Here is a 13,236-nt window from a genome sequence, read left to right as displayed (position 1 = left end):
TATGCAAACCTCTCCATTAGCTGGCCTCCATGATGTGATTGTGCCAAGCCATGTTTCTTGGTGGCCTTTAGCACCTATTTGGTGGCTCATCATTGTCGTGTTACTCGTAACTGTAAGCTTTATAAGTTACCAGTTGTACCGGGCACGGCAGTTTAAAAAAGCCAAACGCCAAGCTATTTCCCTCAGTGAACAACACGCAGAAGATGCCCAGCAACTACATATTTTAATTAAACGCCTGGTTTTACACTATTATCAGCAAAGTGCTGCATCACAAGGCACGAAACAATGGTGTATTACTCTAAATAAGCTGACCGGACAACAATTTACTGAACACGAACTGATGAGCCTTTATCAATCACAAAGCAATCAAACTGCGCTGGCACAGAAATTAAAACTCGCCATTGTGCAATTTAAATTAAAGGAGCCGCTGAATGTTTGAATTTAGCTGGCCTTGGTTATTTGTATTATTACCGCTGCCTTGGTTGTTGCGCTTATTTAAGCCAGTGCACAGTGAAGGCAATACCCGCTTACGTATTCCAAGCTTCGCCAAACACAATTTAGGCGCGCAAGTTGTCCAGCAACAGGCGCGTGGTATTAGTATATTTGAATGGTTGGTTTGGTTGCTTTTAGTCACCGCTTTAGCTAACCCAACCTGGCTTGATGAGCCAATTACCTTACCTAACGAAGGCCGCGATATCATGCTAGCTGTGGATTTGTCAGGATCAATGACCGAGCAAGATATGGCTTATCAGGGCCAATATGTTGACCGTTTAACTATGGTAAAAGCGGTATTAAGTGACTTTATTGAGCAACGTCAAGGCGATCGTTTAGGGCTGATTTTATTTGGTGATACGGCATTTTTACAAACACCACTAACGCGAGACGTTAAAACCGTAAGCCAAATGCTATCAGAAGCGCAAATAGGCTTGGTTGGCCGTGCCACCGCCATTGGCGATGCACTGGGCTTATCAGTAAAACGTTTTGCCAGTAAAGATGAAAGCAATCGCATTGTGGTGTTATTAACAGATGGTCAAAACACCGCCGGTAACTTAGATCCAGAAGAAGCCTTACTGCTTGCCCGCGAAGAAGGCATTAAAGTGTATACCATCGGCGTAGGCTCTGATAATCCGCGTGGCTTTAGCTTATTTAATATGGGAGGCATGAGCGGAGGTAGTTTAGATGAAACCCTGCTAAAACGTATTGCCGAACAAACTGGCGGCCTTTATTTTCGCGCAAAAGACGTTGCCGGCTTACAACAAATTTATCAAGAACTTGATAAACTTGAGCCGATCAGCGCTGATGAGCAAACCTTTCGCCCACAAAGTGCGTTATTTTACTTCCCTTTATTAATTGCACTGACCTTGATTGGTCTGCGCGTTATGTTTATCAGTGCAAAAGCATTAAGACAGGAGGCCTAATGGACTTTGAATTTATCCGCCCGACCGTATTGTGGTTATTAGTTCCTGTGTGTTTAGTGTTTACTATTGCAATAATAAAGCACAAGAAAACCAGCCAAGGTGAATTAATAGCAGCTCACTTAGCAAAATTTGTGATCAACACCAACAACCAAAAAAACACGCAACCCATGTGGCTAATTGCCCTCTTTGCAGTGTTAGCCGTCATTTTTAGCGCAGGGCCCAGTTTTGAAGAAAAACAAGTGCCGGTATTTCAAAGCAAAAATGCCCGTGTAATTGTGATGGATATGTCGCTATCGATGTACAGCACGGATATTGCGCCCAGTCGTTTAGTGCAAGCGCGCTTCAAAGCGCTGGATATGATCAAACTATTTAAAGAAGGTGACACTGCGTTAGTGGCCTATGCAGGCACTGCTTATACCATTTCGCCGCTAACCAATGATGCCGCGACGCTTGAAAACCTGATCCCAAGTTTAAGCCCAGATATCATGCCTGATAAAGGCTCCAACGTACTTGCTGGGCTTGATGCTGCAAAAGAGTTATTAACACAAGCCGGATACCTTGAAGGCGATATTATCTTAGTAACAGATGGTATTGAACAAAGTGAGCAACAAGATATAAGCCAATTTACAGACGTTAACCCTTATCGATTAAACATTTATGGTATCGGAACAGAGCAAGGCGCGCCAATTAAACTTCCTGAAGGTGGGTTTTTAAAAGATAGTTACGGGCAAATTGTGGTGCCCACCATCAACATCAGTATGCTTAATGGTCTAGCAAGAAACAGTGGCGGTAAATTTGCGACTTATCAACCGAGTGCCCGCGATATTCAAATTTTTGCTCCCAGTGCAAATAGTGAAATACTGAAAAATGAAAAACAAAGTCAAGCGCTCTGGCGTATTGATGCGGGGATTTATGGCTTGTTTATTTTACTGCCAATGATGCTGTGGATTTTTCGCCGAGGAGCTTTTGCAGCTGCATTTTTAGTGGTGAGTTTTTTACCGCAACACAATGCTTATGCAGTAGAGCTGCCTTCGGTCTTTAAAAATCAAGATCAACGTGCGCTGGACGCCTATCAACAAGGTGAATATGAGCAAGCTGCCACAGCAGATTCTAGTCAACTAAAAGGCGCGGCGCTTTACCAGCAAGGTAATTTTGATGCTGCATTGGCACAATTTAGCCAAGATAAAAGCGCCACTGGTTTATATAATTACGGTAATGCTCTAGCAAAGGCAGGCAAGCTCGACGAAGCAATTGCCGCCTATCAGCAAGCACAAACTTTGCAAGACGACTTTACCCAAGCAAAAGAAAATCAGGCACTCGTTGAGCAATTGAAAAATCAACAGCAACAGCAGCAAAATCAACAAGGCCAAGACGGCGAACAAAACCAAGATCAAAAAAGCCAAGATGGTGAACAAGGTCAAGATCAGCAAAATAAAGATAAGTCACAGCAAGGTGAACAGCCAAATCAGGACCAGCAATCTCAACAAGGCGATCAATCTAAGCAAAGTGATGATCAGCAAGATGGCAAACCATCTGATCAACAAACTGACAAGCAAAACGAGCCACAAATGGAGGCGGAACCTGAGCAAGGTGATAAAACTGATGGGCAACAGCAACAAGATGCGCAAACCGAGCCCCAAGATGACTCTGCAAACGATGATAAGCAGGCGCAGCCACAAATGACTCCTGAACAACAGCAACAAGCTGAAGAAGCGGCAAAGCAACAAGCTATGCAAGCACAAACCGCAGAGCTTACCAACGAAGAGAAAGAGAAAGCGCAGCAGCTTAGTCAGTTATTGCGAAAAGTACCCGATGATCCCGCAATCCTGTTACGTAACAAAATGCAATTAGAAGCCCAAAAACGAAACAATCAACGCCGTCCACAAGGAGTCGAAAAATCATGGTAATGCGATTAATCTGTTGTTTATTGCTTATCAGCGCTATGCCCTCGTGGGCCGTTACGCAATTACAAGCCAGTGTTGATAAAAACCCGGTACTAGCGGGTGAATTTTTTATGCTCAATATCAGTGCAGATGACACCATAAAAAATGATCAACCTGATACCTCAGTCCTGTTAAAAGACTTCGTGGTTGGCCGCACCAGTGTCAGCACCCGCACAAACATCATTAATGGTAGTATTTCAAAAGAAACCACTTGGTCTATTAAACTTATGACCCGCACTGCCGGTGATTATACAATCCCAGCATTTAGTGTAGCTGGTGTCAGCTCTGCGCCCATTGCATTAAAAGTGGCTGAACGCAGTAAAGATGCGCAGCAAAACAACGATATTTTTATTAAAGCATCGCTTTCAAGTGACAGCCTATTTGTTCAAGAGGCAGGGCTTTACACGGTTAAGCTATATCTTGCCAAAGAGTTACTTGATGGTAATTTAAGTGCCCCCGCGATGCCCGATGCGCAGCTAAGTCAAATCGGCAAGCAGACTGAAAACTATGAACTTGTTGATGGTAAGCGTTACTTAGTGATCACTCGCGAGTATTTAGTACAGCCCCAAAAAAGTGGTAGTTACACGATTCAAGCACCAACTTTTCAAGGTCGAATTCGCCAAGACTATCGCCAATTAGATGTATCTGCACTGGGTGATAATGTCGATATTGAAATTAAACCGATACCAAGTGACTACCAAGGTGCATGGCTGCCTAGTGAATTAGTTAATTTAGATGAGCAATGGCAACCCGCTGACGACACAGTAGAAGTGGGTACACCTATTACGCGAACGCTGACCTTAACTGCACTTGGTATCACCAAAGAGCAACTACCTGATATTGAACTGCCTGAAATCAAAGGTATTCGCAGTTACCCAGATGAAAAAGAAAATAATCACTTGGTTCGCGATGGTCGGGTGATATCACAACAAACAGCCTCGTACGCTTTGTTACCACAGATGCCAGGCACTTATACACTGCCAGAGGTAAGCGTGCCTTGGTATAACACCAAGATTAACCGGATCAGTTATGCAACACTACCAGCTCGTACTATTACAGTAACACCTAGTAGCACAAGCACTCCAGCAGCCGTTGCTGCGCAGCCACTTACGCCATCACAAAGCGCAACAACAGATGCTGCAGCAATAAGTTATCAAGCAACGCCGATAAATCAGTATCCGCTATGGTTAATTATTATCAGTGTGATTGGTTATTTATTATGGTTTATTACCTTGATTTTATGGTGGCGCAGTCAATCTCAGCGCAGCTTGATGCAAGCAAAGCCGACAGTAACCCATAGTGATTCATCAATTTCATTAGATGAATTAAAGAAACACGCTAAAAGCAATGATGTAAGTGCCTTTTATCAGGCGCTAAATCGTTACGCAATGCACTTAACAAAACAATCGAGCGGTGCAATAGACAAGCTCGAACAACTAGCTGATAATGCACAGCTTAGTCAACATATTGCTAAACTAAGGGCTGCACTCTATAGTCCTAATGATACAGATGTTGATTTAATTGCGATTGTCGGCATGTTAGAAGAGCAACGTAAAGTACAAAAAAAATCACAACAAGCTGTATTAAAAGGACTTTATAAATAGAGTTTAAGTGACGGGGAGCAATCCCCGCGCTCAAATAGTAAATAACTTAAAATAAATAAAAAAAGTGCTTATGCTTGGAAATGAAAACTCTAAAAGTCAGGTCTTAGTTGATATGGCAGAGAAAAAAACACGCTATGAAAAACTTGTTCATGTTTATCATAGCGAATTATATCGCTTTGCTTATTGGCTCTGCCGCGACCCTAATATTGCCGAAGATCTTGTCCAAGAAACATTTTTACGTGCTTGGCGATCTCTGGATTCATTATTAGATCAAAAAGCAGCTAAGCCATGGCTATTGACGATTTTACGCCGGGAAAATGCCCGTCGTTTTGAACGCAAACAATTTGATTATAGCGATGTTGAAAACGACACCTTAGTTGACGAAAAAAGCGTCACCTTGGATGACGAAATGGAACAAACAGTGATCCAACGTCAAATCGCTAAGTTACCTGATGAATACCGCGAGCCATTATTATTACAAGTCGTTATGGGCTGCTCCGGTGAAGAGATAGCAGAAATATTAGATTTAAATAAAAACACGGTTATGACGCGTTTATACCGCGCCAGAAACCAGTTAAAAGAGGCATTGAGCCGTGATGATGAACAACTTAAAGGGGCATCAAATTAATGGATGATCTCGAGTTTCGTCGCCGAATTAGCGCACAGCCAAACAGCACAGATAAGGAGCTTGTGGAGTTTGCAGAGCAACACTCTGAGCGACAAGAATTTATTAATGATATGCAGGCCTTTGATTTAGAGCTTGCCAATGCACTTGACGTACCGGTGCCAGCAGGTCTTGCCGAGCGTATTTTAGCAAACACCGCAGCGCATGCACAAAACGAGTCGGTCACAACTGAGCAACTCAACCAAGCACCAGCTGATACCAGCGCGCAAACACCGCCGCAACGAACAGATAATGTAGTTGAGGCAAGTACACGTTTTAAACGTGCTCGTTTACCACTTGCCATGGCAGCCTCAGTATTAGTGGCTGTGGGAGCATTTTTATTTAGCAGCGAACAAAATGTTGCGTACGCAGCTGGCGAACATGCGCTTGCTCATGTTTACTATGAAATTAATTCGCTGCAAAAGACCGAAGCAATCAGCTTAGCAACGGTAAATGAAAAATTTGCTGTGTTAGGCGGCCATTTAGATGAATTGCCAGGTAAAGTGACTTACCTAATGTTTTGTGACTTTAAAGGCCAAAAGGGATTACACCTGGTTTTTGAATCAGACTATGGCCCGATGACGGTATTTATAGTGCCATCAAAACAGCAATCGTTTGGCATCGGCGACGATGATTTTCAAGACGATCGTTTTGAAGGCCATATTAACCGTGGTGCTGACGCAGATACTATTTTAGTAGCAAGTCTTGGTGCGCCATTAGAAAATTACAATGATCGTATTAATGGTGCGATCCGCTGGTTAAATTAACCTTCCTTTTGCATTGCCGTTATTATAACGGCAATGCAATTTATACCTTCGCGAAACAATCGTTATATTCTTCCTGCTTGAACCAATAATTGCTTTTAAATTAGTCTATTGACCAAGCTACTGAGCATTTTAGAACTAATTCAGTTTGTCGCTATTTATCTAATTCCTGAACTACTTTAGAATCGCCGTTCTAATTTGTTTTAAGGAACTTCATGAAAAACCTGATTGTTATATTTTCATTGCTTGCTCTACTATGTACTGCAAGTTTTGATGCACAAGCACGTAAAAAGTTTGGTAGTAAAAAACGTGGCCAAACACCAGAAACACAACAAACCGCACAAAAACAACAAACAGATACCAATACCCTCGCCCCTGCTGCAAAACCAAAATCAAGCAAAAAAGGCATGATGGCAGGTATTTTTGGCGGCTTATTAGCCGGTGGATTAATCGCCGCAATGATGGGCGATGACTTTGAAGGGATGCAACTACTTGAGATAATTTTAATGGCAGGTATTGCCTTTATTATCTTTAAACTTATCATCGGTATAATACGTCGTAAAAACGCCCCTGTAATGGCGCACGGCCAAGGAGCATTTACTGCACCGAAAATGAGACAAACTGCGCCTGAGCACACCACTACAAGTGGATTTAGTCAAACCAATGACGTACCGTTTAATTTACCCGCTAACTTTGATACTAACGGCTTTTTACAAGGTGCGCGTAGCCATTATCATACATTGCAAACAGCATGGAATAATGCTGACTATGCAACGATGGCTGAATACTTAAGCCCTGAACTAGTCGCTGAATTTAAAGCGGAACGTGAAGCGATTGACAGCGTTGCAACTGACGTGATGTTTATTGATGCAGAACTTGTACGTGCCGATACCGACACACAAAAATGGCAAGTAAGTGTACGCTTTAAAGGGAAGTACCGTGACTTAGGCGATAATAAAGAACAGCCTATTTTAGAAATTTGGCACTTAGAGCGTGCCACCAGCGATGATGCGCCTTGGCTGATTGTTGGTGTTGAAGATTTAATTGACGCGTAGTTCTAGGTTCTAGGTTCTAGGTTCTAGGTTAAAAAATAAAACCGCACAACAATAAGTTAGTGCGGTTTTTTATTTCAATAAACGCTATTTAAATAAGATTATTTACAAACATCTGCAACAGCATTTGCAAAGTAATCGATATTAGCTTGACTGATACCCGCTACGTTAACGCGGCTTGAACCAACAATGTAGATACCGTATTCTTTTTGCAGGCGCTCAATTTGTTCTTTATTAATACCTAAGAAAGAAAACATACCGTGTTGACGGTCAATAAATGAGAAGTCTTGAGCAATCTCTTTTGCCGCTAGACTGTCTTTGATCAAAGTACGTAGGCCATTGATACGGTTACGCATTTCATCAAGTTCACTGTGCCATTGTTGTGTCAGTTCTGTACTGCTTAAAATGGTATTTACAATGTCAGCACCGTGCGCAGGTGGCATTGAATAAATGCTACGTACCACACTTAACATAACAGAGTTTGAAATGTCTGCTGTTGCACTGTCTTTAGCAATAATTGAACATGCACCAATACGCTCGCGGTATAAACCAAAGTTTTTCGAACATGAAGAACAAATGATTAACTCATCAACTGCATTGGCTAAAATACGTAAACCATTTGCATCTTCTTCAAGGCTTGAACCAAAACCTTGGTATGCAATATCAACCAGCGGTGTAAAGCCAACATCTTTTGCCAGTTCAGCAACCGTGTTCCACTGTGCTTCGTTTAAGTCCATACCACTTGGGTTATGACAACATGCGTGCAGTAATACCACATCACCTTTTGGCACTTGGGTAAGGGTTTCGATCATTTCATCAAATAATAAGTCTTTGTTTTCATAATCGTAGTACGGGTATTCTTTAACTGTTAGGCCAGCGGCTTCAAACAAGCTAATGTGGTTTGCCCAAGTAGGATTAGTAACCCATACTGTCGCACCTGGATTACAGCGAACTATAAATTCAGCTGCAACTCGCAGTGCACCTGTACCGCCAGGAGCTTGTGCTGTACGAACACGATTAGCTAATAACGCTTGGTGCTCACCTAATAATAGGTTTTCCATTTTTTGGCAGTAATCTAAGTTACCCGCCAAACCAATGTATGATTTGCTAGTTTCGTTTTCAAGACGAAACGCTTCAGCTTTTTTAACTGCTTTTAATACCGGCGTATTACCGAATTCGTCTTTATAAACACCAACCCCTAAGTCAATCTTATTTGGGTTAGTATCTTGCTTATAGGCCGCCATAAGGCCAAGAATAGGATCAGTGGGTAATGGTTTTAATACTGAGAACATTGACTATCTCTTTCATTATTTAGGGGTTAGCTGTTGCACTTAGCTTAACATAAAAGCTCACTAGATTGACTAGTGTTATTTACACTAAAAAGTGAGGAATTTTAATACAGCACGCAATTAATAGCGCTAATGTTTGCTGGTTGAAAAAATCGTTATTAAAGGCTTCGCCATCAACAATACCAACGCAGCGATTTGCACTGTCAAAAAGCGGTAAACAGGCTTCTGATTTTACTTTAGGGTCACAGGTATAATATTCACCACCCGCAGCCAAATACTGCTCAACGTTGTTGATCACTCGCCCTTTACTACTCAGTGCCACCTGCACATTATTACTACCAGCAGCAAATGCTTCAGTAAGCGGAAAAAGCGGTCGGCTTGGCGCGCCAAAGTAAGTCAGTTTAAGTAATTGCTGACCCTCAGGTGTTGCTGTACTTTGGTAAATGCCGTACCAATCAACCTTAGTTTGCGCTACAACGTAATCAACAATTAGTTGTAATTGAGCAAGCTTTTGCGTGGTGTGCTGATCTTGCGGTAAAAAATCAGTGAGTTTAAACGGCTCATCTTGTAAATAGCCAAATAAACTGCACGCCCCGCCTTCACCCAGTTCTGGTATTTGATATTGCCAGCGTACCTCAGGATGCGACTGATTTGATAAATAGCTTTCGAGCTTAGTAAGCTCAGTAGAGACTAACTGAGCAGGCACATCTAACTGCGCAAGAGATAAATAAGAAGAAACCATTTAGCCATCCAAACATCTAAAAAACGAATCATAGCATGGCTAATCAACCACGACTAGCTTTGTTGCTGCGCTAATCGATAACACATTTCAATTTGATTACCCGATGAGTTATAAGTCACCTGCTCTGCTATTTCTTCTAATATAGATAGCCCACGACCGTGCTCGCGATTATTACTGTTAGCATTACTGTCGGTGTTTGCAAAACCATTGCCTGAATCGCAAATTGTAAAATAAAGGCTCAATGTATCAGGACAATAACGTATATCTACAATGATCAATGCATCAACGAGTTTGGCTAATGTTGCCTCTCGAAGTTGATAATACTCAATAAAACCATCCTCTTTATTTTTAATCGCTGAATCGAGCCCTAATACACCGTGATCAAGTGCATTATTATATGCCTCAGAGAGCAGTAAAAAAATATCAGAGCGGTGCTCTTTTAGCCCGCCAACTTGGGTGATCACTTCGACGATTTCAAGCACTGGATCGGTTTGTTTTATTTGCTGTGAATTAAGCGTTAAAGAAAAATTGAACGGTAATCGAGAGTAAGCGGCTTGCTCTTCAGCCGCAGCAGGAACCGCCATACAGTTAAAAAGCACTAAACTAAGGTCGTCCTGTTGTTTACTGCCATGAGCAAACTTGGTAACTTGATTGATCACATCTTTACAGCTGACTTGGGGCTTGCTTGCAAGCGCCTTTATAAAGCGTTGCTCTGAAAAAAATTCATCGTCTGCATTGGTAGTTTCTATAATACCGTCGGTGGACAGTGCCAAACGCATACTGCTATCGACTTCAAAATGAATTAATTCACGCTCAAATTCATCGCCTTCTAAAATCCCTAAAGCCATGTGCTGTGACTCTAAGGTTTTTAATACGCTTCCTTGTTGATCAATTAAATAAGCGTCAGGCAAGCCACCAAGCCAAGCAGAAACACTTTTCCCGGAGCTACTTAACTCAATAATTGTCGCGGCACAAAACATATGCCCGGGCAATAATTGTACTAATACGGCATTAACTTCTGCGGCAATATCACTGACCGCCATGCCTTTATTAACCATAGTGTAAAACACTTTCGACGCCGGCAATGCCCCTACCGCTGCCGCTAAGCCATGGCCGGTAAAATCCCCCAGCATACAATACAAACTACCAATTGGACTTTGCCCAACCAAACACATATCACCATTAAACATAGAAGCCGGTGAAAGATGAAAATCAATGTTGTTGGTAAACTTATGTTGGTTTTCTAAGGCATTATTAAAAATATGCTCAACGATTTCGTGCTCGCGCTCGGTTTGATTGTAATGATATTCTAATAATTTATTTTGTTCGTGGGTTTTTAAACTCAGCTTGCGGGTGCGGCTATGAGCTTTTATTTTCGCGGTTAAAATTACTTTATCAAACGGTTTATGAATAAAGTCATCACCACCGACCTCTAAACAACGTTCAAAACTGTTTTGATCTTCCAAAGAGGTTATAAAAATAATTGGTAGGTGAACATCGTTGTATAACAGCTTAATTTTTGTCGCTGTTTCATAGCCATCCATTACTGGCATTATTACATCGAGTAGCACAATATCAATGCTTTGCTGTGCTAATATTGCTAATGCTTCAACACCGTTAGCGGCAGTTGATACCTCGTAATTTTGTTGCACCAGCATTACTTTCAAAAGCGTACAATTAAGTGGCTGATCATCAACAACGAGAATATGCATTAATCAATATCAAACTTTTTATCAAAACGTGATATTTGCAGGATTTTTTTCAGTTGCGGCTGACAATTACTGATTTGAATTGCATCAACTGAGGTACCCAAGGTCTTTTTCATATTCAGTAACATACCAAGGGCGGAGCTATCCATGTAATCTGTTTCTCGCAAGTCAATTACGACCTTAGCGGTTTTTTCATTGATATCGGAATACGACTGTCGAAATGACTGCACTAAATTAAAGTCGAACTTCCCTTTAATTTGAATAGTCAGTGTAGCACCATCTGCTGATGCACTCTTACTTAGACCCATTAGTTAACTCCTGCTCAGATTATCCATTCTTAATTAGTATTAAATATAACTTGTTAATGATAAATCACCAAAAATAAAACACCCTATGCACAAATTTGTTTTAGATTTGATATTATCTAGGCCATTGTTTATTTAACTTTTTAAATGCAGGTTAAGCATGAGTGATAGTAATCTCGTTTATTCAACCGAAACAGGCCGTATCAGCCAACCAAAACCAAGCACAGAAGTGGCTAGTAAAGTATTTAAAGACGGCGCCCTGCGCATCGAACGCCAAACCAAAGGCCGTAAAGGTAAAGGTGTTATGTTGGTAACTGGTATTGACAGCGAGCAACACGATTTAAAAAAACTCGCCAAAACCATTAAAAGTAAAATGGGCCAAGGCGGCGCGGTAAAAGACGGCATCATTGAAGTACAAGGCGACGACCGCGAAAAACTCAAAGCCATCCTCGAAGCACTCAAATTCAAAGTGAAAATTGCCGGAGGGTGAGCCGCCGGTTTATAGTATTAAATAATTTACGCTGTTCTAAAAGCGACCTTAGACAGATTGTAAACTCACTTCTGTTCTTCGATACTTTTTAACTATTCTACTTTTTGGAGCCGTAATGGAAAATTTTACTGAAAGATTCAACATTTTTTGTAAAGAAGTATGTGAGGAAAATAGGTTTTTTTATTCGCAAGAAAGCAATTGCTTCTTAAATGATTTTTATGAAGCTCTAACCGCAGATTCGAAGAAATTTGTCCAGAATATTCCAAGTGGTTCTACCTTCTATCGTGCACGCTCGCATGTTTATTCAAGTATTGATAATGCCTATAAAAAAGAACCTTTTAACTGTGATGAAATGAAACCCGTACCTAATATAAGATCTTCTGGAAGGCTAAATGCATACAACGTAAATGCTCTTTATTTAGCTTCCGACAAAGGTACTGCGATTTCTGAAGTCAGAGCGAATGCAGAAGCGCCCATTAGCGTTGCTCAGTTCAAAACTAATAAAGAACTAAAAATAGCTAGATTTGACTATATTTCTGACGTTGATGATTGGTACAGCTTATACTTCCCTAAGTTTACTTACTTCTTAGCCCATCGATTTTCACTGCCCCTTGATGCACCTGAGCATCAAGCAAGAGAGTATATTCCGACTCAAATTATTTCTGAGTTTCTAAAAAGCAAAGGTATCGATGGGATAGAGTACCCTTCTCAATTCATTTCATCTGATAAAGAGCATATTGAAGGTAAATCCGCTGATGAACTATTGAAAACGGAACAGCAATTTAATCTCTGCCTTTTTGATATTACAACTGCAGATTGTATTCCTGAAAGTATAGAAGTACAGCAACTTAGTAAACGTATTAATATTATCTCTAAATTTAAGGGCTCTAATTAAATTAATTGATTGCATTTGGTTAGCACTATCGCTCCAGTGCTTTATTTACAGACGAGATATTATGATGAAAAACAAAATTGAGAAAAACAAAATTGAAAACAAAATTGACACCCATTATAAATAAATGCTGAAGTCATCAAACTTAACCGTGCAAAAAATTGCCTGCCCGCAATTACTCTTCGAGGAAATGTTGTTTGTAATAAATAACGTGACTAATGTCCGCTGAATACTGAATGTTAGACATAGAAAGGCTGCAAATTCGCAGTTTTTGAATTGCTTTAGATGGTTTACTATATCGCTCTATTTTATGCTAATAGCTTTTCACAATTTCTCACATTTGCTCGCCGCTTTCTATTTAAAT

General features: G+C 40.9%; 13 protein-coding genes. 9 read left to right on the top strand and 4 right to left on the bottom strand.

All coding sequences use genetic code 11. The annotated features are described in order from the left end of the window. Position 1 precedes the first annotated feature (1 nt). The 7 genes from H5162_RS16075 to H5162_RS16045 all read left to right on the top strand — a co-directional run bounded on the left by H5162_RS16075 (position 2) and on the right by H5162_RS16045 (position 7,448). The gene (locus H5162_RS16075) at positions 2-439 is read left to right on the top strand and encodes a DUF4381 domain-containing protein (RefSeq protein WP_145240353.1); all 438 of its coding nucleotides are present in this window, start codon (positions 2-4) and stop codon (positions 437-439) included. Then, positions 432-1,418 carry a VWA domain-containing protein gene (locus H5162_RS16070; protein ID WP_145240351.1) on the top strand — a complete coding sequence of 329 codons (987 nt, stop codon included), beginning with the start codon at positions 432-434 and terminating at the stop codon, positions 1,416-1,418. Before H5162_RS16075 ends, H5162_RS16070 begins: the two co-directional genes overlap by 8 nt. Next, positions 1,418-3,325 carry a VWA domain-containing protein gene (locus H5162_RS16065; RefSeq protein ID WP_182778977.1) on the top strand — a complete coding sequence of 636 codons (1,908 nt, stop codon included), beginning with the start codon at positions 1,418-1,420 and terminating at the stop codon, positions 3,323-3,325. The genes H5162_RS16070 and H5162_RS16065 overlap by 1 nt, the downstream gene beginning before the upstream one ends. Beyond that, on the top strand, positions 3,319-4,965 hold the full coding sequence (locus H5162_RS16060; protein ID WP_182740091.1) for a BatD family protein: 1,647 nt from the start codon (positions 3,319-3,321) through the stop codon (positions 4,963-4,965). The genes H5162_RS16065 and H5162_RS16060 overlap by 7 nt, the downstream gene beginning before the upstream one ends. Before the next feature lie 70 nt (positions 4,966-5,035). Continuing rightward, a complete protein-coding gene (locus tag H5162_RS16055) occupies positions 5,036-5,593 on the top strand; it encodes a sigma-70 family RNA polymerase sigma factor (RefSeq protein ID WP_149983044.1) in 558 nt (185 codons plus the stop codon). Continuing rightward, on the top strand, positions 5,593-6,396 hold the full coding sequence (locus H5162_RS16050) for a DUF3379 family protein (RefSeq protein ID WP_182735578.1): 804 nt from the start codon (positions 5,593-5,595) through the stop codon (positions 6,394-6,396). Before H5162_RS16055 ends, H5162_RS16050 begins: the two co-directional genes overlap by 1 nt. A 212-nt stretch (positions 6,397-6,608) precedes the next feature. Next, positions 6,609-7,448: a Tim44 domain-containing protein gene (locus H5162_RS16045; protein WP_145240341.1), complete on the top strand. Its 840-nt coding sequence runs from the start codon at positions 6,609-6,611 to the stop codon at positions 7,446-7,448. A 98-nt stretch (positions 7,449-7,546) separates the two neighbouring features. Here H5162_RS16045 and H5162_RS16040 read toward each other — a convergent pair whose 3' ends face one another. The 4 genes from H5162_RS16040 to H5162_RS16025 form a co-directional block, all read right to left on the bottom strand. Continuing rightward, positions 7,547-8,737, bottom strand: coding sequence for an amino acid aminotransferase (locus H5162_RS16040; RefSeq protein ID WP_149983417.1), 1,191 nt, complete (start codon positions 8,735-8,737; stop codon positions 7,547-7,549). Positions 8,738-8,816: 79 nt separating this feature from the next. Continuing rightward, on the bottom strand, positions 8,817-9,476 hold the full coding sequence (locus tag H5162_RS16035) for a histidine kinase (protein WP_182734871.1): 660 nt from the start codon (positions 9,474-9,476) through the stop codon (positions 8,817-8,819). A 53-nt stretch (positions 9,477-9,529) separates the two neighbouring features. Beyond that, positions 9,530-11,188, bottom strand: a complete 1,659-nt coding sequence (locus tag H5162_RS16030; protein WP_182778975.1) for a fused response regulator/phosphatase — start codon at positions 11,186-11,188, stop codon at positions 9,530-9,532. Then, positions 11,188-11,493: an STAS domain-containing protein gene (locus H5162_RS16025; protein ID WP_145240332.1), complete on the bottom strand. Its 306-nt coding sequence runs from the start codon at positions 11,491-11,493 to the stop codon at positions 11,188-11,190. The genes H5162_RS16030 and H5162_RS16025 overlap by 1 nt, the downstream gene beginning before the upstream one ends. 157 nt (positions 11,494-11,650) lie before the next feature. On the opposite strand from H5162_RS16025, the gene H5162_RS16020 reads away from it, so the two are divergent. Together H5162_RS16020 and H5162_RS16015 are read left to right on the top strand one after the other, a co-directional pair. Beyond that, on the top strand, positions 11,651-11,980 hold the full coding sequence (locus H5162_RS16020; RefSeq protein WP_145240330.1) for a stress response translation initiation inhibitor YciH: 330 nt from the start codon (positions 11,651-11,653) through the stop codon (positions 11,978-11,980). 115 nt (positions 11,981-12,095) lie between these two features. Then, entirely contained in the window at positions 12,096-12,875 is a 780-nt protein-coding gene (locus H5162_RS16015; protein ID WP_182768348.1) for an RES family NAD+ phosphorylase, read from the top strand. The last annotated feature ends 361 nt before the right edge of the window (positions 12,876-13,236 follow it).

Source organism: Pseudoalteromonas sp. SR41-8 (genome assembly GCF_014163915.1).
In the GTDB taxonomy this organism is placed as follows: Bacteria; Pseudomonadota; Gammaproteobacteria; order Enterobacterales; family Alteromonadaceae; genus Pseudoalteromonas; species Pseudoalteromonas rhizosphaerae.
Note: the sequence above shows the minus strand (reverse complement) of the source record. Positions and strands in the feature narration are given on the sequence as shown.

Coding starts and splice junctions, on each gene's coding strand:
- H5162_RS16075 (WP_145240353.1), top strand. CDS start 2: ATGCAAACCTCTCCATTAGCTGGCCTCCATGATGTGATTGTGCCAAGC.
- H5162_RS16070 (WP_145240351.1), top strand. CDS start 432: ATGTTTGAATTTAGCTGGCCTTGGTTATTTGTATTATTACCGCTGCCT.
- H5162_RS16065 (WP_182778977.1), top strand. CDS start 1,418: ATGGACTTTGAATTTATCCGCCCGACCGTATTGTGGTTATTAGTTCCT.
- H5162_RS16060 (WP_182740091.1), top strand. CDS start 3,319: ATGGTAATGCGATTAATCTGTTGTTTATTGCTTATCAGCGCTATGCCC.
- H5162_RS16055 (WP_149983044.1), top strand. CDS start 5,036: ATGCTTGGAAATGAAAACTCTAAAAGTCAGGTCTTAGTTGATATGGCA.
- H5162_RS16050 (WP_182735578.1), top strand. CDS start 5,593: ATGGATGATCTCGAGTTTCGTCGCCGAATTAGCGCACAGCCAAACAGC.
- H5162_RS16045 (WP_145240341.1), top strand. CDS start 6,609: ATGAAAAACCTGATTGTTATATTTTCATTGCTTGCTCTACTATGTACT.
- H5162_RS16040 (WP_149983417.1), bottom strand. CDS start 8,737: ATGTTCTCAGTATTAAAACCATTACCCACTGATCCTATTCTTGGCCTT.
- H5162_RS16035 (WP_182734871.1), bottom strand. CDS start 9,476: ATGGTTTCTTCTTATTTATCTCTTGCGCAGTTAGATGTGCCTGCTCAG.
- H5162_RS16030 (WP_182778975.1), bottom strand. CDS start 11,188: ATGCATATTCTCGTTGTTGATGATCAGCCACTTAATTGTACGCTTTTG.
- H5162_RS16025 (WP_145240332.1), bottom strand. CDS start 11,493: ATGGGTCTAAGTAAGAGTGCATCAGCAGATGGTGCTACACTGACTATT.
- H5162_RS16020 (WP_145240330.1), top strand. CDS start 11,651: ATGAGTGATAGTAATCTCGTTTATTCAACCGAAACAGGCCGTATCAGC.
- H5162_RS16015 (WP_182768348.1), top strand. CDS start 12,096: ATGGAAAATTTTACTGAAAGATTCAACATTTTTTGTAAAGAAGTATGT.